This is a genomic window from Rouxiella aceris (assembly GCF_012933545.1).
GTDB lineage: Bacteria > Pseudomonadota > Gammaproteobacteria > Enterobacterales > Enterobacteriaceae > Rouxiella > Rouxiella aceris.
The window spans coordinates 15650-41638 of record NZ_JAADJU010000017.1; the positions used below are offsets into that span (position 1 = coordinate 15650).

Annotated in this window: 25 protein-coding genes; 12 read left to right on the forward strand and 13 right to left on the reverse strand. The window is 52.9% G+C overall.

Going from position 1 to position 25989, the window contains the following annotated elements:
- Window positions 1-96: 96 nt before the first annotated feature.
- The 3 genes from GW590_RS23120 to GW590_RS23130 all read right to left on the reverse strand — a co-directional run bounded on the left by GW590_RS23120 (window position 97) and on the right by GW590_RS23130 (window position 2884).
- A complete protein-coding gene (locus tag GW590_RS23120; RefSeq protein WP_169405439.1) occupies window positions 97-1185 on the reverse strand; it encodes an oxidoreductase in 1089 nt (362 codons plus the stop codon).
- 103 nt (window positions 1186-1288) lie between these two features.
- Entirely contained in the window at window positions 1289-2221 is a 933-nt protein-coding gene (locus GW590_RS23125; protein WP_235956020.1) for an alpha/beta fold hydrolase, read from the reverse strand.
- Window positions 2222-2278: 57 nt separating this feature from the next.
- On the reverse strand, window positions 2279-2884 hold the full coding sequence (locus tag GW590_RS23130; protein WP_169405440.1) for a TetR/AcrR family transcriptional regulator: 606 nt from the start codon (window positions 2882-2884) through the stop codon (window positions 2279-2281).
- A gap of 186 nt (window positions 2885-3070) precedes the next feature.
- Between GW590_RS23130 and GW590_RS23135 the strand changes: the two genes are divergently transcribed.
- From GW590_RS23135 to yqfB, 4 genes are all read left to right on the forward strand, one after another.
- A complete protein-coding gene (locus GW590_RS23135) occupies window positions 3071-3595 on the forward strand; it encodes a hypothetical protein (protein ID WP_169405441.1) in 525 nt (174 codons plus the stop codon).
- Window positions 3596-3698: 103 nt separating this feature from the next.
- Window positions 3699-4145: a type II RES/Xre toxin-antitoxin system antitoxin gene (gene parS, locus GW590_RS23140; RefSeq protein WP_169405442.1), complete on the forward strand. Its 447-nt coding sequence runs from the start codon at window positions 3699-3701 to the stop codon at window positions 4143-4145.
- Window positions 4142-4600 (forward strand): RES family NAD+ phosphorylase, encoded by a 459-nt coding sequence (locus GW590_RS23145; RefSeq protein WP_169405443.1) that lies wholly within the window; start codon window positions 4142-4144, stop codon window positions 4598-4600. Before parS ends, GW590_RS23145 begins: the two co-directional genes overlap by 4 nt.
- A 56-nt stretch (window positions 4601-4656) precedes the next feature.
- Window positions 4657-4971 (forward strand): N(4)-acetylcytidine aminohydrolase, encoded by a 315-nt coding sequence (gene yqfB, locus GW590_RS23150; protein ID WP_169405444.1) that lies wholly within the window; start codon window positions 4657-4659, stop codon window positions 4969-4971.
- Here yqfB and GW590_RS23155 read toward each other — a convergent pair.
- Entirely contained in the window at window positions 4968-5609 is a 642-nt protein-coding gene (locus GW590_RS23155) for an HD domain-containing protein (protein ID WP_169405445.1), read from the reverse strand. The two genes, yqfB and GW590_RS23155, sit on opposite strands and share 4 nt — an antisense overlap.
- Window positions 5610-5734: 125 nt before the next feature.
- Here GW590_RS23155 and GW590_RS23160 point away from each other — a divergent pair, with 125 nt between their 5' ends.
- Window positions 5735-6718, forward strand: a complete 984-nt coding sequence (locus GW590_RS23160; RefSeq protein WP_169405446.1) for a GlxA family transcriptional regulator — start codon at window positions 5735-5737, stop codon at window positions 6716-6718.
- Window positions 6719-6737: 19 nt separating this feature from the next.
- Here the strand turns inward: GW590_RS23160 and GW590_RS23165 are convergent, their stop codons facing one another.
- Both GW590_RS23165 and GW590_RS23170 read right to left on the reverse strand, forming a co-directional pair.
- On the reverse strand, window positions 6738-7292 hold the full coding sequence (locus tag GW590_RS23165; protein WP_169405447.1) for a DNA-3-methyladenine glycosylase I: 555 nt from the start codon (window positions 7290-7292) through the stop codon (window positions 6738-6740).
- A gap of 1 nt (window position 7293) precedes the next feature.
- Window positions 7294-8397: an NAD(P)/FAD-dependent oxidoreductase gene (locus GW590_RS23170; RefSeq protein ID WP_169405448.1), complete on the reverse strand. Its 1104-nt coding sequence runs from the start codon at window positions 8395-8397 to the stop codon at window positions 7294-7296.
- A 300-nt stretch (window positions 8398-8697) separates the two neighbouring features.
- On the opposite strand from GW590_RS23170, the gene GW590_RS23175 reads away from it, so the two are divergent.
- The 3 genes from GW590_RS23175 (at window position 8698) to GW590_RS23185 (ending at window position 12101) form a co-directional block, all read left to right on the forward strand.
- Complete coding sequence (locus tag GW590_RS23175; RefSeq protein WP_169405449.1) at window positions 8698-9414, forward strand: ABC transporter ATP-binding protein; 717 nt, start codon at window positions 8698-8700, stop codon at window positions 9412-9414.
- 77 nt (window positions 9415-9491) lie between these two features.
- Complete coding sequence (locus GW590_RS23180) at window positions 9492-10424, forward strand: ABC transporter substrate-binding protein (RefSeq protein WP_235956021.1); 933 nt, start codon at window positions 9492-9494, stop codon at window positions 10422-10424.
- A gap of 24 nt (window positions 10425-10448) precedes the next feature.
- A complete protein-coding gene (locus GW590_RS23185; RefSeq protein ID WP_169405451.1) occupies window positions 10449-12101 on the forward strand; it encodes an ABC transporter permease in 1653 nt (550 codons plus the stop codon).
- A 3-nt stretch (window positions 12102-12104) separates the two neighbouring features.
- Here the strand turns inward: GW590_RS23185 and GW590_RS23190 are convergent, their stop codons facing one another.
- Window positions 12105-12956 carry a helix-turn-helix transcriptional regulator gene (locus GW590_RS23190; RefSeq protein WP_169405452.1) on the reverse strand — a complete coding sequence of 284 codons (852 nt, stop codon included), beginning with the start codon at window positions 12954-12956 and terminating at the stop codon, window positions 12105-12107.
- 112 nt (window positions 12957-13068) lie between these two features.
- On the opposite strand from GW590_RS23190, the gene GW590_RS23195 reads away from it, so the two are divergent.
- Entirely contained in the window at window positions 13069-13962 is an 894-nt protein-coding gene (locus GW590_RS23195) for an SDR family oxidoreductase (protein WP_169405453.1), read from the forward strand.
- Between the two features lie 268 nt (window positions 13963-14230).
- Window positions 14231-15097, forward strand: a complete 867-nt coding sequence (locus GW590_RS23200; protein ID WP_169405454.1) for a BadF/BadG/BcrA/BcrD ATPase family protein — start codon at window positions 14231-14233, stop codon at window positions 15095-15097.
- Between the two features lies 1 nt (window position 15098).
- Here GW590_RS23200 and xdhC read toward each other — a convergent pair whose 3' ends face one another.
- The 5 genes from xdhC to guaD all read right to left on the reverse strand — a co-directional run bounded on the left by xdhC (window position 15099) and on the right by guaD (window position 21965).
- Complete coding sequence (xdhC, locus tag GW590_RS23205; RefSeq protein WP_169405455.1) at window positions 15099-15884, reverse strand: xanthine dehydrogenase accessory protein XdhC; 786 nt, start codon at window positions 15882-15884, stop codon at window positions 15099-15101.
- A gap of 13 nt (window positions 15885-15897) precedes the next feature.
- Window positions 15898-18300 carry a xanthine dehydrogenase molybdopterin binding subunit gene (gene xdhB / locus GW590_RS23210; RefSeq protein WP_169405456.1) on the reverse strand — a complete coding sequence of 801 codons (2403 nt, stop codon included), beginning with the start codon at window positions 18298-18300 and terminating at the stop codon, window positions 15898-15900.
- Window positions 18293-19726: a xanthine dehydrogenase small subunit gene (gene xdhA, locus GW590_RS23215; RefSeq protein ID WP_169405457.1), complete on the reverse strand. Its 1434-nt coding sequence runs from the start codon at window positions 19724-19726 to the stop codon at window positions 18293-18295. The genes xdhB and xdhA overlap by 8 nt, the downstream gene beginning before the upstream one ends.
- Before the next feature lie 209 nt (window positions 19727-19935).
- The gene (locus GW590_RS23220; protein WP_169405458.1) at window positions 19936-20559 is read right to left on the reverse strand and encodes a TetR family transcriptional regulator C-terminal domain-containing protein; all 624 of its coding nucleotides are present in this window, start codon (window positions 20557-20559) and stop codon (window positions 19936-19938) included.
- Between the two features lie 80 nt (window positions 20560-20639).
- Window positions 20640-21965: a guanine deaminase gene (gene guaD, locus GW590_RS23225; protein ID WP_169405459.1), complete on the reverse strand. Its 1326-nt coding sequence runs from the start codon at window positions 21963-21965 to the stop codon at window positions 20640-20642.
- A 325-nt stretch (window positions 21966-22290) separates the two neighbouring features.
- Here guaD and kup point away from each other — a divergent pair, with 325 nt between their 5' ends.
- Window positions 22291-24159 (forward strand): low affinity potassium transporter Kup, encoded by a 1869-nt coding sequence (kup, locus tag GW590_RS23230; RefSeq protein WP_169405460.1) that lies wholly within the window; start codon window positions 22291-22293, stop codon window positions 24157-24159.
- Window positions 24160-24303: 144 nt separating this feature from the next.
- Here the strand turns inward: kup and GW590_RS23235 are convergent, their stop codons facing one another.
- The gene (locus GW590_RS23235; protein WP_211186891.1) at window positions 24304-25197 is read right to left on the reverse strand and encodes an AraC family transcriptional regulator; all 894 of its coding nucleotides are present in this window, start codon (window positions 25195-25197) and stop codon (window positions 24304-24306) included.
- Window positions 25198-25401: 204 nt separating this feature from the next.
- On the opposite strand from GW590_RS23235, the gene GW590_RS23240 reads away from it, so the two are divergent.
- A complete protein-coding gene (locus GW590_RS23240; RefSeq protein WP_169405462.1) occupies window positions 25402-25989 on the forward strand; it encodes an NAD(P)H-dependent oxidoreductase in 588 nt (195 codons plus the stop codon).

The window sequence follows — 25989 nt, forward strand, 5'->3', positions numbered from 1 at the left end:
AACGGTTATTATTAGCCGCAAATAGATTCTTGATGCAATAAAAAACGGAGCATACCCTGCTCCGTTTTTATTAGATTCATCGACGCTAATTGACGATCAGTTCGTCTGTTTTTCTACATATTCCAGCGCGGCAGCTAAACTTTCGGCATTGGGGTGGTCAGGCAATAGATGAATTGATTCCCCGGCTTTTAGCGTGCGCTCAATCAGCCGCGAGACATGCTGCCGATCGTGAATATCCACCTGCAATTGTGCCAGAGTGACCGGCAGATCCAGGCGCTGGTACAGCGCAATAAGCTGGCTGACCACGTCAAACTGCTTAAGTAAGGCGCTTTGCACCAAAATGCCATAGGCCACTTTGGTACCGTGCAAAAACACATCCGTCTGAGGCAAGGCGGTAAGACCATTATGTACCGAGTGCGCGGCAGCAATACGGGTATAACGCTCGCCAAGGCCGCCAACCAGACCACCGCCAGCAATAATGGCGTCGATCACATTGATCAATGGTTTGCTCAATTGCCCTTCACTCTGCGCCTGCAGCGCGGCTTCGCTTTCATTGAGTAATATGTCACGAATAGTCCGTGCAGTATTCAAGCCGAGTTGTGCGGTCAGTGGCAGACTTTGCGGCTGCGGGCAGAGCACCACGGCTTCATACCATTTTGCCAGCGTGTCACCAATACCGGCTAACAGGTATTCTTTCGGTGCTTGCAAAATTATCTGCGGTTCCACCAGAACCAGGTGATTGGCATCATTAAATATTTCATAATTCAACGCGACGCCTTCATCGTTATACCAAACGGATAACGGCGTCCAGGCGGCACAGGTCGCCGCAATGGTCGGGATGGCGACCACCGGCAGGCCCAGCTTACGGGCCACGACTTTGGCGGTATCCAATACCGCGCCGCCGCCAATACCGATCACGACCTGACGATCGTCACCGGCAAGCCCGGAAATACGCTGCACTTCACTCTCACTACAGTGGGCTTTAAACAGCACGCGTGTCGCCTGCGGATCGGAAAAATCCTTGGGCAGGAACGCTTGGGCTGCATTCAGGGCGCGTTCGCCATAAATCCACAGGGCATGTTGCAGTTGTTGCGGAGAATAAAAATCCGCCAGGCGCTCAATGGCACCGGGGAAAGAAAAGTAGTTTGCGGGGCCGGTGACCACGCGAATATCGGTATCGCTCATTCAGAACCTTTAATTTTGGCGTATAAAGACAATGACCTTATCCTACATCTGGCCTTCCGGATGGCTAATATCTTTTGGGTCTAAGTTATACTATTTAATGCACTTAAGAGTTAAAAAAATCACTTAATACATTTTTAACCGCTTCAGGCTGCTCTTCCTGCAGGAAATGACCGCTATGGGGGATGGTAACCCCAGTAACCTGTTGAGCAAAAGGTCGCAGTGGTGCAGCCATATCGGCAATGGATCCCTGCCCGGCGCTGATGGCCAGCAGCGGCATAGTTAATTTTCCCTGTGATTGCAGTTGCCTGTTTTGCGCAATCGACAATTCAATGGCGCGATAATAGGCCAGTCCGGCGCGCAGTCCGCCGTTTTGGCTAAAAATTCGTAGGTATTCCGCCATATCCTCGTCAGTAAATACCTGTGGGTTGGCTGTTTTTCTTTTAAGAAACCACTGCAAATACACCGCTTCCCGCCCGCTAATAAGCGCCTCCGGCAGATCGGCAATGGCGTGGAAGGCAAAATGCCAGGTGCGCCAGGCTTTATCCGCCGCCAGGGGAAGAGTCTCAGGTAAGGTTACTCCGGGGATGCCAGCATCCAACAACGCCAGTTTTATTATCTCCTGGCCAAACAGCGCGGCATAAGTCCAGGCCACCCAGGCACCAATATCATGGCCAGCTAAATAGTAACGTTCAACGCCCAGTTGTTGTAAAACACCATGCATCCTGGTTGCCAGCGACTGAGTGTCATAGCCATCGTTGGGCAGATCCGAGTCACCCTGGCCTGGAAGATCGGCGGCAATAACCCGGTATTTCTCCCCCAGGGCAGGCATGATTTTTCGCCAGGCGTACCAGCTTTGCGGGAAACCCGCTAACAGCAGCAACACTTCTCCGTCAATTTTTCCGCCAATAACATAATGTATTCTCACTCCGTCGACGGTGGCATAGCGATGAGTAAAACCGGGCAAAGCAGTATCAGTCAATGCCAGGGGCTGTACCTGGGTCATCGCCGCTTGGCTCGTGCTCGTTATCGGCTGCATAGATCCTCTCTGGTTAGATTTATTTAGGTAATGATCGCTTCCTAAATGGATAAATTTTTACTGCAATATTTTCAAGGCCATAGCAATAGTACGTTGATGATCACCCGGGTTTGCCACTTTACCGGCCACCCGCAGGCCGTACAGCAGGCTTTGCAGCAGCGAGGTTGCTGTTTCACCATCAATCTCGGACGAGATGGAACCATCTGCCTGCCCCTCGGCAATCAAGGCCGCAAGATAACCTTGTTGGCTAGAAACCGCCTGCTCTACCTGCGCGACCAGCATTGGCGCGAAAATCTGCAACTGGACAGTACTGCCCACCACCAGGCAACCACGTCGCCCCTCAACTTCCTGTGCAGAGTCGAGATAGAAGTCAATTAACGCAGCTATTTTCTCCAGGCCGTTAGTTTTGCCTGCAATGCGATCTTTTAGCGCGGCGTGGCGCTGGGCAAGATAACGCGCAAATACTGCTGCAAACAGCCGGTTTTTGTCGCCAAAGGCTTTATAGATACTGCCCACGGTCAGACCCATCACCTGCCCCAACTCACTGATGGCTGCCGCCTGAAAGCCTTTTTCGCGAAATAGCACCATGGCTTTATCCAGAGCGCTATCCATATCAAACTCTCGCGGACGACCGCGTTCTGCGCTGTGAAGATGTTGAGTCATAGTGGCCTTGTATTGTTTGGGAAACGATCGCTTCCTAATTTAGCAGCGGATCGCTGTAAAAGCCAGAGGTCATAAGGTTGCAACCTTAGAATGTTTTAATATTCTTAATCTAAGGATTTCTCAGTTTGCCTTTGCGCCTGGTTGTTATCCTATTGTTCTTTTTTTAGATTGGGTAGAGGACGTAATATGGCAACAAGCTTGAGGTTTATGATCACCCGCTGGCGGGCACCTTTGGTATGGGGGGTAATCTGTTTTTATCTGCTCAATCATAAAATCTTCTCATCGGTCCATGCGCTGTCCACGGTTTACCAGCAGAATAAGCAGCAAGGTTTTAGCGTTGCCAGCTATTTCTTTAATGCCTTTGTGATCCCACCGATACCGGGACTGGTAGTGTTTCTTGCCTTTATCATTATTTGCTACTTTATTTTTCGCCAGGGTATGCCGCGCCCTTCCGCACAGATACTGCTCTATCTCGGTCTGATTGCGCTGAATACTCTCACCATTTTGGCTATAGGTTATCTCTCTTATACTATTAGTTTGGCGTTAAGCAACCAGCCTTCTTATGCCGTTACGCCGGAACTGATGCCGTGGATCCACGTTGTGCTACAGGGTACGACAGAGCGGGCATTGATGATTGGGGTATGCTTTTATGCACTGCTGCGCGAATTGCGTTTTTCAGCGGCACTATCGTCCTCCACGGATAAAGATTGAAAGCCACTGGCTGTTTTTTTGAGCAGTCGTTGCACCTTTCTGACAAATGGCATAGAGTAAACTATGTCATTTGACTAATCATAATCCCGGAGGGAGGTGATCTATGAGAACATTTATTCCTTCACAGAGTAGCAAACCTGACGATCTATGGCGGTTTATCGGCTTTCCGGCCAGCCGCGGCGCACACTTGACCTCAACCCTGCGTCAGGGCATTGCCATTGGCGTGGTAGATTCCATTCAGCAGTGGTCCTCGCTGCCGAAAGCGGAGATTTTGCGCATTGCCGGTATCTCACAGCGCAATTATGCCCGCCGCCGCTCCGGTGACGGCATGTTTACCGCCGATGAGAGTGAATGTATTGCCCGTTTTGTGCGGGTAATGGATGCCGCGGTGCAGCTTTTTGAAGGCCATCGCGATAAAGCCGCGCAATGGATGACCCATCCGGTTCGTGGTCTGGGAGACGTGGCACCGGTAACCCTGTTAGATACCGAAAGCGGTGCGCTGGATGTACTCGATCTGATTGGTCGTCTTGAACACGGCGTTCCCTCTTGATCTTGTATCGGCTAAGTAAATCGCATTTTGCCGATAGCGCCTGGACGGGCTATGGTGCCCAGCAGTTTGGCGGCCGCTGGAATCATAAGGGCATTGCCGCTGTCTATCTGGCCACCAGTGTTTCTCTGGCGTTACTGGAGATCCTGGTACATCTTAATGATGACGATATCCTCGCTGCCTATTCGCTGTTTAGTATTGAAGTGGACGAAAAGGAGATCCAACGCCTGGAAGCGGTGTCCTTGCCAGAAAACTGGCGGGATGTGATAACACCAACCAGCACCATGGATATTGGCAGTGAATGGTTAACGTCTCACTCATCTCTGGGGTTGATGGTACCCTCGACGCTGGTGCCGACTGAATATAACGTAATGCTAAATCCGAAACATGCGCTCTATGCCGGCAGTTTGGCCAGCGTCAAACGGCTGGATTTTGCCTTTGACCCGCGACTTAATTAGATTTTCTTTAATAACCCCCCAATTCAGCCTGATGCAGCCCGCACGGAGAGCATGCGATGAAAAATATCACCTTCTACCAGCGTTTTGAGGCCGACATTCTTGCCGGACGCAAGACCATTACCTTGCGTGATAAAAGTGACGCCGACTATGCCGCCGGGGATAAAGTCAGCGTGGCGCGTTATGAAGATAACCTGTTCTTTTGTCATATCGAGGTAAAATCCGTTACCCCTATCCGCTATGACCAGCTCACCGAGCTCCAGGCCCGCCAGGAAAATATGACCCTGGACGAATTGAAAAAGGTGATCGGCGAGATTTACCCGGGGATCACCGAGTTATATATGATTGAATTCAGCCTTTGTAAGGGTGATTAAGCCGGCCACTGCGAACCACGAATAATCGAGCAGAAATTACCGCGGACAAATGCAGGTTCTTTATCGGCGATCACATCCGCTTTGACATTGCCAAAGGTGGTCTGCGGCCGGTCTTTTATCCCCTGATAAAAGGTATTGATAATATCTTCTTTAAACTGCGGCGAACGTGGATGGACAGCAACCACGGCGTCACGCTTATCCGCGTCATAACCGTCATAGTTAATACCCAATACATCCATCTCTACGCCAGCCGTGACCAAGGCAATCACCGGATCCATAAATTCCGGAATGCCTGGTGTGGTATGTAATGCAATCGCAGTCCAGACTTTTGTGATATCCGCCTGGTCAATATGATGCTGCTGTAAAAAGTCACGTGCGGCATTGGCACCATCCACTTCAAAGCGTTTATCACAACTGCAATGATGCGCCGTCAACCCCATATCGTGAAACATACAGCCGATATACAGCAGTTCATGATCAACCTGCAACTTACGTTGTTGCCCGGCCAACGCGGCCCAGTAGTACACCCGGCTTGAGTGATGAAATAACAGATCGGATTCGCAATCGCGAACCAGTTCGGTGGCCTGGCGCGTCATCAGACTATCGGGGATGCGGATGCCATTGATATTCAGTGTCATGATTTATTCCTGTCGGTTACGAGGTAAGCTGTGATTTATAGCCTAAAGTAGCGGCATAATGTCTTCAATCGTATTAATATGACGATAAGAGACATTGTGACGCGTACAGACACAGGAGCAGGCGAATGATCAAAAAGGTGCAGATCCTGGCTATCCCCGGGGTGCAGTTACTGGATGTTTCCGGCCCGCTTGATGTCTTTGCCGAAGTCAATCAACAGCTGGGCCGCAGTATCTATCAGCTTGAGGTACTGGCCTGGCAGGATATGACGATTGTCACCTCCTCCGGCGTTGGTCTGCTGGCGACTGCACTAATGACCGATCGCCCCGATCAGCCGGTGGATACCTTTTTGGTGGCAGGTGCCCCGGATATTGCCCGTTTTACCCCGCCATCCTTGCTAGTAGACTTGATCAAACAACGTGCCTTACAGAGTCAGCGTTTTGGCTCGGTATGTACCGGGGCATTGCTGCTGGCGGCAACCGGATTGCTTGACGGTCATCGTGTTACCACCCACTGGGCAATTGCCGATACCTTATGCAAAGGGTATCCCGGCGTTCAAGTCGATGCCGACGCCATTTATATCGCTGAAGGCCCACTGCGCACTGCCGCCGGGGTCACCTCGGGTCTGGATCTGGCATTGATGATGGTTGAGGAAGATATGGGGCGCGAGGTGGCAATGAGTGTTGCGGCGCAACTGGTGATGTTCTTTAAACGGCCTGGTGGCCAGATGCAATTTAGCCGACTGGGTCGAACCTCGCTCAGTGGCCGCTCGGCGTTGCAGGATCTGCAGCGCTGGGTGACCGGGAATTTGCCCCAGGTGTTTAGCGTGCAGCTAATGGCCGAACATATGGGTATCAGTTCCCGTCATCTGTCGCGTCTGTTTACGCAGGAACTGGGCATTAGCCCGGGGGAATGGCTCGAACAGGAAAAAATCAGCCACGCGCGCTTTATGCTGGAGTCCTCCACGCTCACTCCCAAGCAAATAGCCGCGCAGTGCGGTTATTCCAGTATTGATATACTAAGACGCGCGTTTTACCGCCAGCTTAATACCAGCCCGGCGCAATATCGTAAATATTTTCAGGGTAAAACCGCCCCGCATCAGGCTGAATAGCCAGTATAGACACTGACCTTTATCCTACAGACCGTCGAAAGCAGTCCGGATGATGGCTATTAATCAGCCCCGTTGCTTCCATCCAGGCATAAACAATCACCGGGCCGACAAAACTAAAACCGCGTTGTTTTAACTCTTTGGAGATTTGTGTAGAAAGTGGGCTGGAGGTCGGGATCGGCCCGAGATGCTGGATCGGTTTGCCGCCAATTCGAGACCAAATCCATGACGAGAAATCTTCCCCCGCCGCCTGCATACGTAAAAAGGCGCGGGCATTGTTGACCACTGCGGTGATTTTGCTGCGCGAACGAATAATCTCGGGATTGACGACCAGCCGCTCAATATCTTCGGCGGTAAAAGCCGCCACTAAAGTGGGTTCAAAACCGCAAAATGCCTGGCGCAGCGCTTCACGTTTTTTAAGGATAATGCGCCAGGATAACCCCGCCTGGAAGCCGTCCAGCATCAGCTTTTCCCATAACGCCCGGCTGTCAGTCAACGGCACGCCCCATTCGCGATCATGATACTGCTGCATCAGCACATCATCCCGTGCCCAGGAGCAGCGATTAATTTCTTCCATTTCAGTCTGTTACCTCACGTCCCGGGCGATAGTCGTCAAGTTCACTGGCCGGTGTGCCGAGGATTTCCTGCGTCACCAGGCGGGCAAGCAATGGTGACAGTGTCACGCCGCTATGAGTCACCACGGTGTAATAGCCGTTAATCCCCGCAGTCGGTCCAACCAGCGGGTAACCGTCAACGGGTAAAGCACGAATACCCATGCGCGCCTGATACTGTTCTGGTTTGAGTTCACTGAGTTTGGGCCATACCTGGCTTGCATGGCGCAGAATATCCTCGGCCAGACGATTAACTTCAGCGGCAGAAGTGGTTTCATCAATGTCATAGACCCCTTCGTTGGGGCAAAGCAAGGTGACACCGTCACCATCCGGACGACAGTGAAATAGCGGCGTGGCCATAATATGGCTGACCGGAACACAGTCGGCAGGAACACGAATAAGAATACCGGTGGTAGGTGCCAGTCTCGTTGCCAGCGCCCCATGGTAAGGCGGTTTGTCTGACCAGCGTCCGCTGGCATTGATGGTGAGATCGGCAGCATGAAAGACACCATCGGCAGTGCGCACACCCGTGACAGTGTCACCTGATTGCACTATCTCCATCACCTTACTGCCGGTGACTATTTTGGCACCCGAGGCCGCACTGGCCTGCAGTAATTGCTGGATATACTGCTGAGTATCCAGCCAGCCTTCTGACGGAAACCAGCCTATCACTCCTTCGTCACCCGTCAGCCGTAGTTGCGGCTCGTACTGCTGTAATTGCTGCGCGTTGATCCGCTCTGCGGGATAGGCTAATTGTTTAAGTTGATGGAGATTATCCTCCATGGCCTGCTGCTGGTCTGCCGATCGCCATTCCAGACAACCGCACAAATTAAGCCAGGGGGCCTGACCAAAACGTCGGGCCAGCTCGCGATGCGCCTGCATCCCCGCGGCATTTAAGCGATGGTAGGCGGCTGGCGGTTTACTGTGCGAATTGACCCAGGCAAAAGAGTTGGCACTGGTGCCCTTACCCGCTTCACCTGCATCCATCACGGTGACCGCCAGTCCGGCCTGCGTCAGTTCCCAGGTCAACGACGCGCCGATCATCCCGGCGCCTATCACGATAATTTTCATCAGATCTCCAGCAAGTTACAGGTGAGTACCATCCTTAGAACCGGGTCATGGCAGCAAGTCGATTGGTAATAGCCTGCTTAATCAATAAAGTAGCCAAGCAAGCTGCAGGGTGCAACCTTTATCCAGCCAACTCGCCCATCAAGGCAACGTCATATGGGCGTCATAAACCCCCTTTAGGCTGACGGCTACATTATAAATCCCAAAGAGGATAGTTCCCATGACGCACCCAATCACTTGGTCGCTGGCGCTTGTCTGCCTGATGACACCCGCACGCGGTCCCCGGCAACAGGCGACCAGCCCATGCCACTGACTCCTCCGGCAACAGCCATTCGCGTGGAAAACGTCTGTCACCGCTTTGGTAGCAATACGGTATTAAATAACCTTAGCCTGACGGTGCCGCAAGGAACCATTATTGCCCTGCTGGGTCCTTCCGGCTGCGGTAAAAGCACTTTGCTCAAATTACTGGCGGGATTACTGCATCCCGATGCCGGTCAGGTATTTTTTGGTACGCAGAAAGTGGTGGATGGTCGTTTTAGTCTGCCGCCGGAAAAGCGCGACCTGGGCATGGTGTTTCAGGATTATGCCTTATGGCCCCATATGACAGTGGCGCAAAACGTCGCATTTCCATTGCAGATGCGCGGCATCGCCCGTCCGTTACGGCAACAGCGGGTACTGGCGGCGTTGGATCGGGTGGGCCTGGCCGACTTTGAACAGCGCCGTCCATACGAGCTCTCCGGCGGTCAGCAGCAGCGTGTAGCGTTGGCGCGTGCCATTGTCGCCGAGCCACAGATTCTGTTATTCGATGAACCCCTGTCCAATCTGGATCGTGACCTGCGCGAAACCCTGTGTACAGAGATGGCAGTGTTATTGCGCCAGCTGGGTACCACGGCAGTGTATGTCACCCACGATCAGCAGGAGGCCGAGGCACTGGCTCATGCCATTGCCCGTATGAAGCAAGGTGTTATCGAGCGCATTGATTATCTGCAAAAACCCGCTGTTTCTCCTTTTGTTGCCTAACTTTTGGTGGAATTCACATGAACATATTGCCTGCCTTTCGTCACTCTTCACTATTCAAAACAGGATCACTAACTGCTATGACGCTCTCTGTTGTTCTCGCCAGCTGCAGTGCTCAGGCACTGACGGTATATACTGCCGGACCAGGTTCGTTGGCCAAAAAACTGGCCGCCGGTTATGAAAAGCAAACCGGCGTCAAAGTGGATGTTTTTCAGGCTACTACCGGCAAAGTAATGGCCCGCCTCGATGCGGAACAGGCTAATCCCCAGGCGGATGTACTGATTTCGGCCTCCTGGGATACCGCCACCAGTCTGGAAAAACGTGGCTGGCTGCTGGCCTACCAAAGCCCGAATGCCGCCCAGGTGCCAGCCGCCTTTAAATCGCCTTACTACGTGGCACAGGGGATTTCGGCACTGGGGATTGTCTGGAATAGCAAAAGTGCCACGCCGGAACCGAAAGACTGGCGCGATCTGGCACAACCGGCATTTAAAAACCTGGTTACCACCCCCGACCCGTCCCTCTCCGGTGCCTCACTGGATTTGCTGATCGGTCTGCATAATGCCTACGGCCAACAGGCATGGCAGCTGTTTACCGACTTAAAAACCAACGGCATGATTATGGCCGGTCCCAATGCCCAGGCATTAACGCCGGTACTGCAAGGGGCAAAAGCCGCAGTGTTTGGCGCAGTAGATTATGTCGCCTATAACAGCGTTCAGGAAGGTGAAACCATCAAAGTCATTTTCCCGTCCAGTGGCACGGTGATCGCCCCGCGTCCGATGATGATCCTTAAAAGCAGCAAGCAGCCGGAACAGGCTAAAGCCTTTGTCGACTATGTATTGTCGGTTGAAGGCCAAAAGTTGGTAGCCGATGCCTGGTTAATGCCGGCGCGCGACGATGTCAATGCGCAACGTCCGCTGTTTAAATCGCTGAAACTGTTACCTCAGGAAAGCGTCGACAGCAGCGATCGCACTCAGATCCTTGCGCAATTTGCTGCGCTGTTTACCAGCAAGTAATAGCTGTCTCGCCCGGAGCCTGAAATGAACAAAAATATGCTGCTGCTGTTTACCGGCGCAGCCCTACTGTTATTGGTGGCCATGCCGATAAGCTTTGTACTGTTGCAGGCGGTATTCCCGCAGCTTAACAGCGGCAGCTTTGCGGCGCCCTTTAGCGCCTTTGCCAGACTGTTTGCCGATGCACGCTTTCCCGGGTTATTAACGGGCACGCTGCAACTGGGAACCGGTGTCGCGCTGGGCAGTGCGCTGCTCGGCATTCCGCTGGGTGCATTACGTGGCTTGTTTGCGTTGCCTTTTGCTGCCCTGTGGGATGCGTTATTTTTGATCCCCTTTCTATTCCCTCCTTATCTGGCCGCCCTTTCCTGGATGCTGGCGCTGCAGTCTCGCGGTTATGTCGAGCAACTCTCGGCCATCGATCTGAACAACTTGCTGTTTTCCCTGCCGGGCATGGTGGCAGTGATGACGCTGAATGTCTTTCCGGTAGTCTATTTTGCCGTTTCACGCAGCATGGCTGCCAGCGGCAGTAGACTGGCGGACGTCGCTCGGGTACACGGTGCTGGCCCCTGGCGTGCTTTTTGGCGTGTTAGCTTACCGCTGGCCCTGCCAGCGATAGCCTCCAGCCTGTTGCTGGCCTTTACGCTGGCAATTGAAGAGTATGGCGTCCCCGCCGCGCTGGGTACGCGCAGCGGCATTGCCGTGCTGACCACCGGCATCGAACAAAGGCTGGCGGACTGGCCGATTGATATGCCCGGTGCTGCCGGGCTTTCGGTAGTCCTGGTGGCCATTGCCTGTGTAGCCTATGCCCTGCAAGGACGTCTGACCGTCGGCAGTAACGTCGAAACCACTTCCGGCAAGCCGGTACCCGTGGTGCCAAGACCATTGGGCGCGGCCCGCTATCCGGTAATGCTATTGTTTACGCTGGTAGCGCTGCTGGCGGTAGCAATGCCTCTGGCCTCAATGCTGGTCACCGCCCTGACCCGCACGCTGTCTGGCGGGTTACAGTGGCACAATTTGTCCTTCAGCCATTTTAGCGCGCTGTTTGATCGACAGGGCGATGCGCTGGCGGCACTGGGTACCAGTCTTGGTCTGGCGCTGGCCACGGCGCTGATTGTCGGCGCGGTCGGCCTGCTGGCCGCATGGTTGGTGGTGGCACAGCGAGTGCGTTTTGCCCGGGCTATTGACGCGCTGTCATTGTTTCCCGCTGCACTACCGGGGATCGTCGTCGGGGTTGGATTGATACTCGCCTGGGATCGCCGTTTCTGGCCGCTGACGCCTTATAACACCTGGGGTATATTATTGCTGGCCTACTGTTGCCTGTTGTTGCCCTATCCCGTGCGCTACGTTAGCGCTGCGATAAAACAGATTGGCAGCAATCTCGAGGCAGCAGCGCGGGTTCACGGGGCCAGTGCGGCCCAAGGCTTGCGGCTGATCCTGCTGCCGCTGGTGTGGCCCAGTCTGCTGGCGGCAATGATGATGGTTTTTGCGGTCGCTTCGCGCGAGTTGGTCACCTCACTATTACTGGCACCTGCCGGGGTAGAAACCGTGTCGGTTTTTGTCTGGCGTCAGTTCGAGCAAGGTTCGGTGGGCGACGGTATGGCGATGGCCAGCCTGGCGGTAATATTGACGCTGGCGGTAATGTTGACGGCTATCAAGCTGCAAAACCGCCCTGCGCGGTAAATATCAGGTTATTTTTGACACCGCCAGACGTGCTGGTGCGGCGGTAGAAAGCAACTCGCGAACCACGGTTTTGTCATACTCGGTGGCCGGATTGTAGACCACCATACTCAAATGGGGGCTGCCATCGACGGCAAAGGAGGAGTAATCCAGATGAATAATGCCCCGGGTAGCATGATAGATCGCCTTACGTCCTTCGCCATGGTTGCTGACGTCCTGATCGAGCCACAGCTCACGAAACTGCGGGCTTAGCGCACTTAATTCGTCGACCAAGGCCTGGATTGAACTGCTCATGCCCGCTCGGGCGGTTTCGGTGCGGAAAGTGGCAACCACAAAACGTGCCACCTTATCCCAGTCCGGCATACTGGCCTGTTTGCGCGGATTGCTAAACAGCATGCGTAAAATATTGCGCTGCGCCACCGGCATGCTGGCATAGTCTGCCATCACCAATGCTGCCGCACGATTCCATGCCACCACCGTCCAGTCCGGCGTTTTGATAAAAGCCGGGATAGTCTCCATGGCGTCCAGCAAGCGCTGTAACTGCGGGGAGACGGTCATTTCCGGCTGATTCTGCAGTTGCGGCAGACGGTTTTGCGCCAGCAAAAACAGATAATCGCGCTCAACCTCGCTTAATACCAACGCCTGTGCCAGCCGCTCCAGCACCTCGCTTGACGGCGCGCCTTCGCGACCCTGTTCAAGCCAGGTATACCAGGTAGTGCTGACATTAGCGCGCAGCGCCACCTCTTCACGACGCAGGCCCGGCGTACGGCGGCGCGTCATGGAGTAGCCGAGACTGGCGGCATCGAGCTTGCTGCGGCGATCTTTAAGATAGTTTCCCAGCAGATTCTGATCTGACATTGTTAACCTGTTTACCCTATTAGTCATTATACCCGTATAACGTCACGTCTTTTCCGGGGGACAAACTCGTCTATAACATAGCTAACTCACCCAACCCAAGAGGATATTTCTTATGCGCGTATTTGTCACCGGAGCAACAGGTTTTATTGGTTCAGCGGTGGTACAAGAGCTGATTGGTGCCGGGCATCAGGTGGTGGGGCTTGCGCGCTCGGCCACCGCTGTTGCCGCCTTGCAAGCAGCGGGGGCCGAAGCCCTTAGCGGCAGTCTCGATGATCTGGCCAGCCTGCAGCAAGGAGCCAGAGAGGCCGATGGTGTGATCCATACGGCTTTCGTTCACGATTTTACGCAATTTGCAGCGAGCTGTCAGACGGATATTCAGGCCATTACCGCTATGGGTGATGCGCTGGCAGGCAGCAATAAGCCCCTGCTGATCACTTCCGGTATTGGTCTATTGCGACAGGGGCGTCTCGGTACAGAGCGCGATGCAGTGGATATGCAGTCAGCGGGCCAATTGCGTGCGCCATCTGAACCGCTGACTCTGGCACTGGCGGCGCGTGGCGTACGCGCGTCAATTATTCGCTTGCCGCCATCGGTCCACGGCGATGGCGATCACGGCTTTGTCCCTGCGCTGATCGCCATTGCCAGACAGCAAGGCGTGTCGGGTTATATTGGCGATGGCAACAACCATTGGCCAGCGGTACACCGGCTCGACGCAGCAAAATTGTATCGTCTGGCCCTGGAACAGGCCCCCGCCGGGTCAGTGTTCCACGGTGTGGCGGAGCAAGGTATCGCCACCCGCGAGATTGCACAAGTTATCGGTCAACAGCTTAATTTACCGGTGACTTCGGTGGCAGCCGAACGTGCTGCTGAGCATTTCACCTGGTTGGCACATTTTTTTGCCATGGACGTTCCCGCTTCCAGTTCGCTGACTCGCTCGCGCCTTGGCTGGGAAACAGCGCAGCCCACGCTATTGCAAGATCTGCAACAGGGGCATTATTTCGATTAATTCCGGCGATCCCCCCATCACAACACCGCCCCGATACGGGCGGTGCTCACCAATAAACCGACAAAATGCTGCCCGGTAATCTGTTGATAAATGACCCCGCCACGCCAATAGATAAATAATATTAAACTATTTGATTTTAATGTTATTTCCCGGTTTTTATTCGCATTGCGATTGCCGATTTTTTACCCTATCTTGGTGATTCTACAGGGTTCAGAAACTTCAGCAGCCGGAGAAGTTTTATACCGGGCATCAGGTGGGAGCGATCTTATTGCAAGCAGAATATTTTGTCGGCATCGATGCCGGAAGTTACCAGTGCCGGGTACGACTGACAGACCGTCAGGGTAATGAACTGGCCAATAGCTGCGTCAAAACAACCCCGCTGGCGCTCGATTCTTCTGCAGCCATAACAGCGGCATTAACCGCCGTGGAGCAGGCCTTTACTCATGCCGGCTTATCGCTGGATGCCCAATGTCAGGCTTCGGCAGCCTTTGGCTTTGCTGGCTGCCATATTGGCCGCATTCGCCAACAGGCACAGGCCTGGCCGATGCCTTTTATGCAACATCGCGTAGTCTCTGACCTCGAGGTAGCCTGTCTGGGCGCGCACACTGGTCAATGTGGCGGTGTGCTTATTGTCGGCACCGGCAGTCAGGGCACCGCCTTTGACGGCCAACAATTTCATTCGCTGGGTGGCTGGGGATTTGCCCTTGCCGACCAAGGGTCCGGCGCGCAACTGGGACGCACTGCATTACGACTGGCCCTCTCTTGCCATCAGGGCCTCACCACGCATACGCCGCTGACCCAGGCATTAATGGCGCAGTTTGAACAGGATGCCGAACGTATGCAGCTGTGGGCAAGTACCGCGACGCCCAGCCAATGGGCAAGCTTCTCGCCGCTAATCTTTGACTATGCCGCCAGGCAGGATAACCTTGCCCTGCAATTGATTGATCAGCTTGCCGCCGATATCGACGACCTGCTGGCTTTTTTAATCAATCGCAGCCAGCAAGGCAAAGTCAGCCTGCTCGGTGGCATTGCCAATCCTATTACGCCTTATCTGTCCCCCAATTCGCGGCGGCGACTGAGAAAACCGCTGGGGGATGTGCTGCAAGGTGCCTTGCTGCTGGCCAGGCGCGACTAATTTACAACGGATTAGGGTCTGATCCATAAGCAGCGATAAACTCACCGGCTATCGCCACGGCGATTTCGGCTGGCAGTTTACCTTTCACATCAGGCAGTCCCACCGGGCAACGCATTTTATCCAGAGTTCCTTGTGGAATACCCTTGCCCGCCAGGCGATATTCAAAGCGTTTACGCTTGGTCAGCGAGCCGATCAGGCCAAAGTAGCTGAAATCATTACGCCGTAAAATCTTTTCACTTAACAGCAGGTCCAACTGATGGTCGTGCGTTAACACCATAAAATAGCTGCCTGCGGGCATTTGCTGTACGGTGGCGGCAGGATCTTCATCGCTAATGCAACTGATCTGCGGATCAACCTGTGGAGGAAAGGCGCTGGCGCGAGAGTCAACCCAATATATGCGACAAGGCAAGGTAGCCAAAATGGCGATCAACGCCCGCCCGACATGGCCCGCGCCGTAGACAACCACCACTGGCTGTTGCTGGCACAGCGGCTCCAAAAGCACCGTGGCTACCCCACCACAGCATTGGCCGAGACGTGCGCCAAGATTAAAACGCTCAAGGCGACTTTGCTGTGCCTGCGCTTGCAGCATTTCCCGCGCAATAGCGATCGCCTGATACTCAAGATTACCGCCACCGAGCGTAAAATATTGTTGGTCGGCGGTCACCACCATTTTGCAGCCGCTGTTGCGCGGCGTCGAACCCTGATGTTCAACCAGAGTCAGCAGCACACAGGAGGTTCTTTGCTGGTGCAACTGAGCAAGTTGGCTAATCCATTCATCGTTGCGCATATGACCTCCGGCGTTAGCTCAGACTAAGGGACGTGGTGTGAGTGACAGTGTCACTCATCGCCAACCGTTGTTGCTGAATCTGCATCACGCCGCGTAGCACCCGTTCCGGGGTGGCCGGGGCATCAAGTTGTGGCTGTAGCTGATAATCCCCCAGGCTGGCAATGGCGTCTTTCAATGCGCACCAGACGGAAATCCCCAGCATAAATGGCGGTTCACCGACGGCTTTGGAGTGAAAGACGGTCTCTTCCGGGTTCTTGCGGTTTTCAACCAGCTTAACGCGCAAATCTTGCGGTACATCGCCGATAGCCGGAATTTTATAGCCAGCCGGACCACTGGTTTGTAACTTGCCATCCTCCCCCCACACCAACTCTTCCGTGGTTAACCAGCCCATACCCTGCACAAAACCGCCCTCCACCTGACCAATATCAATAGCAGGATTCAGTGAGTCTCCGACATCATGCAGAATATCGGCGCGCAGGAGTTTGTACTCTCCGGTCAGGGTATCGATCAGCACCTCGGCGCAGGCCGCACCGTAGGAAAAATAGTAAAAAGGATGGCCTGCTGCCTTGCTGCGATCGTAAAAAATTTTTGGCGTGCGATAAAAACCGGTACTCGAAAGCGGCACCTGATTTAACCAGGCCTCCTGTACCACCTGCTGAAAACTGAAATACTGTTGTTTTACCCGTACCTGACCGTTACTAAAGGCGATATCCGCCGCCTGCGCCTGATAATTGTGCATCAGCATGGCGACCAGTCGCGCTTTAATGATTTCTGCGGCGTTTTGCGCCGCCTTGCCATTAAGGTCGGCACCGGATGACGCCGCCGTGGGTGAGGTATTGGGCACTTTGCCGGTATCGGTGGCGGTGATTTGGATCTGTGACAAGGGCACCTGAAATACCTCTGCCACCACCTGCGCTACTTTGGTATTTAGTCCCTGGCCCATTTCTGTGCCGCCGTGGTTTAACTGGATACTGCCGTCGGTATAGACCAGCACCAGCGCCCCGGCCTGATTAAGAAAACTGGCCGTAAAGGAGATGCCAAATTTCACCGGCGTCAATGCCAGTCCCTTTTTCAGATAGGGGCTGAGCTGATTAAATTGCCGGATCGCCGCCCGGCGCGCCTGGTAATCGGCGCTGCGTTCAAGATCGTCGGTCATTTCATGCAGCAGATTTTGTTCAACGGTTTGATAGTAATGGGTGATATTGCGCCCCTCACCGCCGTAATAGTTTTCTTTGCGCACCGTCAGGGGATCAAGACCCAGTTGCCGGGCAATATGATCGATAATATGCTCAATGGCCACCATGCCCTGTGGGCCACCGAAACCGCGATAGGCGGTATTGGAAGCAATATGGGTTTTACAGCGATAACCGGTAATGGTCGCGTCACCGAGATAATAGGCGTTATCCGCATGAAACATGGCGCGGTCGACAATGGAACCCGAGAGATCGAGAGAATAACCGCAGTTGGCCGCCAGGGTGATCTCAATGCCCTGTAATCTGCCGCGCGCGTTATAACCCACGTCGTAGCTGACATAAAAAGGGTGGCGTTTGCCGGTGATCATCATGTCATCCTGACGCGAGAGCCGCATTTTTGCCGGTCTACCGGTAATATGCGCCGCCAGTGCTGCCAGACAGGCGGTGCCTGCCGCCTGCGTCTCTTTACCACCGAAACCGCCGCCCATGCGGCGCATATCAACCACCACTTTGTGCATCGGTAAAGCCAGTACCGAAGCCACCAGTTTTTGCACCTCGGTGGGATGCTGGGTAGAGCTATAAATCAATACCGCGCCATCCTCGCCCGGCATCGCCGAGGCGATCTGCGTTTCCAGATAAAAATGCTCCTGGCCGCCAATCTCCAACTCCCCTTGCAGACGATAAGGGGCTTGTGCCAACGCGGCGGCGGAGTCACCACGCTTATGCTGATGCGGTGCCTCGACCCAATACTGTTCGGCCAACGCCTGTTTAACGCTTAATACGGCCGCCAGCGGACGATAGCTAATCACCGCCGCCGCTGCCGCCAGTCGCGCCGCCTCCGGCGTGGTGGCGGCCACCACCAACAACACCTGGCCGTAATACTCGATGGTGTCCTGCGCCAGCAAAGGGTCGCCGCTCGTTAACGGAGCAATATCGCCATCGCCCGGCACATCGGCGGCGGTGATCACTTTCACTACCCCAGGAATGGCGTAGCAAGGAGTGATATCTATTTGTAACTGGTCGGCATGGGCAACATCACTTAAGCGCGGCACCAGATGCAGTTGATTGGGAAACTCCAGCCGATCGTCGATATACAGCGCTTCTCCGCTGACATGTTTGTCTGCGCTTTCGTGGCGCATACTTTTGCCGACGCCACTGGTTAAACCGGCGCGAAAACGCTCGGCCATCTCTTGCTGTGAGGCGATTATCTGAGATTTAGACATATTGTGTCACCCGCATTAAGGTTTCCGGGCTGGTTGTTTCAATCAGGCAACGGCGCAACAGATTGATGGCCACCTGCATACGGTAGGAATCGCTGGCGCGAAAGTCGCTGATGGGTTGATAGTCCTGCAACAATGCCTGACCGGCGCGTTCAACGCTGGATACCTGCCAGGGCTGCCCTAGCAGCAGCTGTTCACAATGTTCGGCACGCCTGGCAACTGCCGCCATGCCGCCAAAGGCAATGCGTGCATAAGTCACGTGACCGTCCTGCACTTCAATATGAAATGCGCCGCACACCGCCGAAATATCATCATCCAGGCGTTTGGAGACTTTATAGACTTTTAACACCCGCGCCGACTCGGCAGGTACGCGAGGGATGATAATCCGTTCAATAAACTCACCGGGTTGCAGGGCGGTATGTCGGTAACCGAGATAAAACTGATCAAGGGGTAACAGACGCTGCTGGTCACCGCAGCGCAAAAGTAGCGACGCGCCAAGGGCCAGCAGTACCGGTCCACTGTCACCAATGGGGGATGCGTTGGCGATATTGCCGCCAAAAGTGCCCTGATTGCGGATCTGCTGCGAGGCAAAACGCGTTAGCAGGGCTGCAAAATCGGGATACTCAGCGGCCAACGGCGACAGACAAGCACTTAGCGTCGCCGCTGCACCGATAGCAATATGTTCAGGATGCAACTCGACGGTTTTCATTTCTGCAATCTGGCTAAGGGCAATCAGCTTCGTCAGTCGATGATGACGCTGGGTCACTTCCAGCGCCAGATCTGTCCCACCGGCCAACAGTCTGGCCTGCGGATTAGCCTGATAAACCTCGGCAAGCTCGGCAATACTGGCCGGAAACAGCAGCGGATCTTCTGCCGGGGCCAGCGCTTGTAGCTGTTGTAGGGTAAAAGCCGCGCGCTGGTCAAACTGATCGTTGCCTGGCTGCTGGCAGGCTTGCAAGGCAGCATCGACAATGGGTCGGTAGCCGGTACAGCGACAAAGATTGCCTGAAAGCGCATGCAGAATATCGTCGCGTTCTGGCGCGCGAGCAGCAGCCTGCTGCTGTTTCTGCAATGCAAATACCGACATCACAAAACCAGGGGTGCAAAATCCGCATTGTGAAGCATGATTATCCACCATCGCTTGCTGCACGCTGTGCAACTGGCCCTGATGTTTCAGGTCCTCCACGGTGATGAGTTGTTTACCCTGCAGAGCGGAAATAAAGGTCAGACAGGCATTGATAGCGGTGTAACGCAGGCTCTCACCCTGCACTTCAGCCACCACTACGGTACAAGCGCCACAATCCCCGGAGGCACAGCCTTCTTTGCTACCGCAGCGTCCGGCATCGCGGCGCAAAAACTGCAATACGGTGGTATCTGCTGGAAGTGCACTTTCCCGATGTATGCGGTCATTTAATAAAAATTGGATCATAGACATACCCTGCTTAGATTTTACTGCCGTTGCCGATTGCCGACAGGCTACCTGTAGATGAATCGGTTTGCCGATACATCTCGACCAATCGATTTGTACAACTGGTCAAATTATAGTTAAAAAATAAGCAATATTGATGCCAATGATGTTTATGGAATGTTAATTGATTTAAGTGAGGCTTTGCCGGAACCTTGATCTGATACTGCGGATCAGACAACACAACCGCGCAGGATCAGGGTGGTTACTTCGGCAATGATATGTTGTTGCCTGTCCGCGTTGCTGATATCGCCGTACATCTGGTTAACCTGTACAGCAAAATCGGCATAGTATTGGGTCACCGCCCAGATATGCATGATAAATAAGCGGGCATCCAATGGACGAATTAACCCTTGCGCAACCCACTGTTTAATAAGATTTTCTTTATTTATGATTTTTTCAATGGCACCAGGCCAATACTTTTGCAAATAATGGCCGCCGCTCAGTACCTCGCTGGTGAAAATGCGCGATAACGCCGGCTGGCTAAAGGAAAAATCCAGCTTGTTACGAATATAGCGGCTCAGCACCGCCTGCGGTCCAATCAAACTATTGTCAAACTGGATAATATCCGCCCAGACCTGCAACACCTTTTGCAATAGCTCCTCATACAACTCCTCTTTACCGTTAATATAGTAATGCAGTTGCGTTTTTTTCATGCCGGCACGCTGCGCAATCGCTTGCGTCGTTGCCCCTTGAAACCCCTTCTCGCTAAATTCGGCGATGGCGGCAGCATGAATATTTTCCATGGTGCGTTCACGGGCAATACGCCCGCGGCTGCTGCTGATTTCACTGTTCATATTGGTGCACAGATTCCTTGTTTTGCCTTATTTTGGCCCCGTCCCCCTCATGTCGGCTAACGGGCCTTATTTACTATTGATTAATTATCACGCTGGTAGACCACGTTGCCATCAACCAGTGTGCGGTAAATATTGCGGTCGTCACCGAGGGTCATTAATACAAAGAGTTTCTCTGCCAGGGTTTTGCTATTAGCCGCGCGTAATTGCTGCAAGGCAGTTGCCCCGGGATCGAGCACCACAAGATCAGCTTCTTTCCCCGCATCAAAATTGCCAATTTTATCATCCAGATGCAGTGCACGGGCGCCGCCAAGGGTCGCATGATAGAAGGCCTCAAAGGCAGACAGGCGATAGTGCTGCAACTGCCCGACTTTATAGGCTTCTGCCAGGGTTTGCAGCATATTGAAGGTAGTACCTGCCCCGACATCGGTACCCATTCCGAGGCGAATTTTCTTTTGCCAGGCAGCCTTAAGATCAAAAAGACCACTGCCGAGAAATAAATTGGAGGTAGGGCAAAAAGCGATACTCGAATCGGTATCACTCAGACAGTCCCACTCTTCCTGCTCCAGGTGCAGGCAGTGAGCAAACACGCAACGTGAACCGGTTAGCTCATGGTGATGATAAACATCCAGATAACGCTCATGCTGTGGATACAGTGATTTTACCCAGGAGATCTCCTCGCGGTTTTCACTCAAATGAGTTTGCAGATAAATGTCCGGATAGTCCTGCTTGATAAGCCGTACTTTCTCCAGCAGCTCCGGGGACGAAGTGGGCACAAAACGCGGTGTCAGTGCATAACTCAAGCGCTGATGATTATGCCAGCGGGCAATCAGCGCACGGGTATCGCGGTCGCTTTGTTCTGGCGTCTCCAGCAGCGCCGCTGGCGCGTGTTTGTCCATCATGACCTTACCGGCAATCAAGCGCATATTCAGGGCGGCGGCTACGGTAAACAAGGCATCCACCGATTGCGGATGAACGGTGCCAAACACCAATGCCGTGGTAGTACCATTGGTTAGCAATTGCTGAATAAAAAACTGCGACATTTTCTGTGCATACTCAATGTCGTGATACTGCGCCTCGGTAGGAAAAGTATAATTATCCAGCCATTCCAGCAGCTGTTCACCAAAGGCGGCGATCATTTCGGTTTGCGGATAGTGAATATGGGTGTCAATAAAACCGGGAATAATCAATTTTTCGCTATAATCATCCAGCGGGATCGTACAATCGTTATCGGCAAGAATACGTTCCCCTTCTTCGCGATTGCCAAGCCAGACGATCGTGCCGCCGTTTAATAACATCATGCCATTTTCGATATAACGCGCCTTGCCCTCAATATCGGCCGCTTGTTCAGCAATACCGCAAATATCAAAGAAATTACCACAGAGAGCACGTGTTACAATTAGTGTCATAATGTTACCTATATTTATCGGGTACGATTGATCTGGTTTGGTATTTTTACAAAGTAAGATTTGCTATAGTCCCGTCCCTTCAAGCAAGGCCTATGCCAGCAGTTTGACCACTTGGTTGATTCATTTGGTCTGATTGTTTTATCTTGCTGAACATTAAGATTTTATTTATTTGCTCTCGTCGAGAGAAAAACAGAACTACACTTTAAAAATCATCAAGATATAGCTCAACATAAGATGATTGAATTTTTCTTTAAGAAAATGATTAATTGAGGTGCAGCGCTGCACTATTAAAGCGCAGCGCGTTGTTTACTCTAATGGGGAAAGAATGGGCGCACATAATAAACAGTCGCTTGCAGTAGTTACCCTCAGCGCGATTGGCGTTGTCTATGGGGATATTGGTACCAGTCCACTGTATACCTTGCGCGAATGTCTGGCAGGTGATTGGGGGATTGGTGTCAGCCAAGCGTCAGTTTTTGGTTTTTTATCGCTGATTTTTTGGTTGTTGACTACTGTCGTTTCAATAAAGTATTTAATCTTTGTGTTGCGCGCTGATGATGCCGGTGAAGGTGGCATATTGACCTTGATGTCATTGGCGGGACGTAACCTTGATTCGCGCTTTATGACGCTAGTAGTGTTAATGGGCCTGATTGGCGGCAGTTTCTTTTATGGTGATGGCGTCATTACCCCTGCCATCTCAGTGATGTCGGCGATTGAGGGGCTGGAGATTGTCGCACCATCCCTTGATACCTATATAGTTCCGCTCTCTATTGCCATTTTGACCCTGCTGTTTGTTATCCAAAGAAAGGGGACTGGCAGTATTGGTAAACTGTTCGCGCCGGTGATGATGATCTGGTTCCTGACCCTGGCGGTATTGGGTGCGCGCAGTATTATTGACTACCCGCAAGTGTTGCAGGCACTGAACCCTTACTGGGCATTTAACTTCTTTGTGAAATATAAACTTATTTCATTCTTTGCCTTGGGTGCTGCGGTGCTGTCCGTTACGGGGGCTGAAGCTCTGTATGCGGATATGGGCCATTTTAGTTGCAAAGCGATCCGTATTGCCTGGTTTGTGGTGGTGTTACCCTCTTTGTTGCTGAACTATTTTGGTCAGGGTGCTCTGTTGTTGCAACATCCCGAAACCATTAAAAACCCCTTCTTTCTGTTAGCACCTGAATGGGCGCTGATCCCGCTGTTACTGCTGTCTGCCTTTGCTACGGTCATTGCCTCCCAGGCGGTAATTTCCGGGGTGTTCTCACTGACTCGTCACGCAGTGCGACTGGGCTATTTGCCGCCGATGCGTATTATTTATACTTCAGACATGGAATCGGGCCAGATTTACATTCCGGCAATTAACTGGATGCTCTATTTCGCCGTTCTGGTGGTGATTGCCAGCTTTAAAAGTTCGAGTAATCTGGCCGCGGCCTACGGTATTGTCGTCACCGGTACCATGGCGCTAACCTCGGTATTGTTCTGTATTGTGGCGGCCAAAAACTGGCACTGGAATCGCTGGGCGGTGTCGCTGTTACTGGCGTTGTTGCTGCTTATTGATATTCCACTGTTTAGCGCCAATCTGATTAAAATCTTTGCCGGCGGCTGGCTCCCTATCTGTATTGGCGCAGCCTTCCTGATTGTGATGACCACCTGGCGCAGCGAGCGCTTTAACGTCATCCGCCGTCTCTCCGAACACGGTAACTCCTTGCAGGCAATGATCGCCTCGCTGGAAAAAAATCCGCCAGTGCGGGTACCGGGAACCGCTGTCTACTTATCGCGCGTAGTAAACGTCATCCCTACCGCGTTGTTACATAATATGAAGCATAACAAGGTGTTGCATGAACGTGTGGTATTGCTGACCATTCGCACCGAGGATGTGCCTTATGTTGCCAACGTGCAGCGTGTCACTATCGAACAGCTGTCGCCGTCTTTCTGGCAAGTGGTAGCACGCTATGGCTGGCGGGAAACACCGAATATGGAAGGTATTTTCCATCGCTGTGCCGTCGAAGGGCTAAACTGCCGCATGATGGAAACCTCATTCTTTATGTCACATGAGGCATTGATTGTCGGTCCACGTCCGTGGCTGCTACGCCTGCGCGGCAAACTGTTTTTGGCGCTGGCGCGCAACGCATTACGCTCTCCCGATTTGTTCGAGGTTCCACCTAACCGCGTGATCGAACTGGGAACACAGATGGATATCTAAGCCGTCAAAACTGGTTTAAGCCCCTGAGAATGGGGGCTTAAACCTTCTTTGCGGTTAATGTTTTGCCATACTTTTCCCTGTTCGACGTTAATAACCGCAGCCCCACTCTCAGACAGATATTCTTCTGCAATACCCACGAATAGATCAGAATGATGTCCGAATGCGCTTGATATCGCGATTCGGCGGCGCACCAAATAACCGGCTATATTCGCGACTAAACTGAGTTGCGCTTTCATACCCTACACGCAATGCCGCGCTGCCCGCATCGAGGTTCTCGTTAAGCATCAGTTGCCGGGCATCCTGCAACCGCAGATTTTTCAAATACTGTAAGGGGCTCATGCCCGTTACCACGTGAAAATGCTGGCGAAACGTGGAAGGACTCATATGAGCTTTAGCAGCAAGCTCATCCATCGGCACATCATCCGTATAATGTTGTTTCAGCAAGGTAAGCACTCTGGCAATCTGCTGACTCGGGGAGCCAACTGCAACCAGACGGCGCAGGTTAGGGCCATGTACCCCGTTCAACAGCCTGATGACGATCTCTTGTTGGATCAAGGGAGCCAAAACCGGAATGAGCTGCGGTTCAGCCAAAAGCCGTATTAATCGGGCAAGGGCATCCGTTAAGGCTTTATCCAGCGTTACGACCGACATCGCTCGCATCGTGGCAACCTGCAAGGGTGTTGAAAACTCCATCTCGGTAGCCAACTGTGCAATAACGCGAGCGTCCAGCTCTAGCCTCATACCCAGATAGGGTTCGCTGGAGCTGGCACAAGTGACATAAGACACTACCGGCAGATCCACGCTAGTGATAAGGGATTGACCCGCAGCATAGTCAAAGATCTCATCATTCAGGGTAACCCGTTTGCTGCCTTGCACCGCCAGCCCAAGACTCAGACCATAAATGCAGGGCATTGGTGCGGTCGCGCTACTGCGACGATACAGTGTCAATGAGGGAATTTGCGTGCCGTAGTCGCCATCGGTTTGTGCAATATGGTCAACCAGGCAAGCAAGTTCGCCAACGTTCTGCTGCGTTTGCAACACGAGTTTATCCTCTCCAAAAAGCGTTAGATTTCTTCCGCGACTTCAAGACTAAAGTTTAGCATCACCGGATGATGATGATCTCTGGATTGATTACGAAACGTCAGATCAGGCAAGAATAGAGGCAAATTTGGCAAACGATTTCTTCCTTCTCTGCGCCACACTTCCCTGCAGTGCAATAAGGACGATCCACAGAGGAATAAGATGAAACACCTACTGCTAATTAACGCCCACCAGTTTTATGAAAAGATTTCGACAGGCAAGTTGAACCATACCATGGCTGACATTATCAGCGAGGAGATGGCGAAGCGCGGCTACGAAGTGCGGCAAACCGATATCGAGTCAGGCTATGATATTGACAGCGAAGTACAGAATCACGTTTGGGCCGACTTAATCATCCTGCAGTCGCCAGTGTTCTGGTTCGGGGCACCCTGGATTTATAAAAAATATATTGATGAGGTTTTTACGGCGGGTATGTTCCAGGGAAGCTTTTTGACCGGCGATGGCCGGACGCGGGAAGACCCAAGTAAACAATATGGTTCTGGCGGGCTGATGCAGGGCAAGAAATATATGTTATCCCTGACGTGGAATGCCCCAAGAGAGGCATTTGGCGACAGGGATCAGGACTTGTTTGCCGGCAAGACAGTTGAAGATGTGTTCGTCGCCAATACCGCAAACTATAAATTCTGCGGTGCGGAAATCTTGCCATCATTCTGTTGCTTCAATGTCATGAAAGCACCTGAAATCGAAGAGGATATGGCAAGGCTTCGTGCGCATCTTATTGCGCTATAA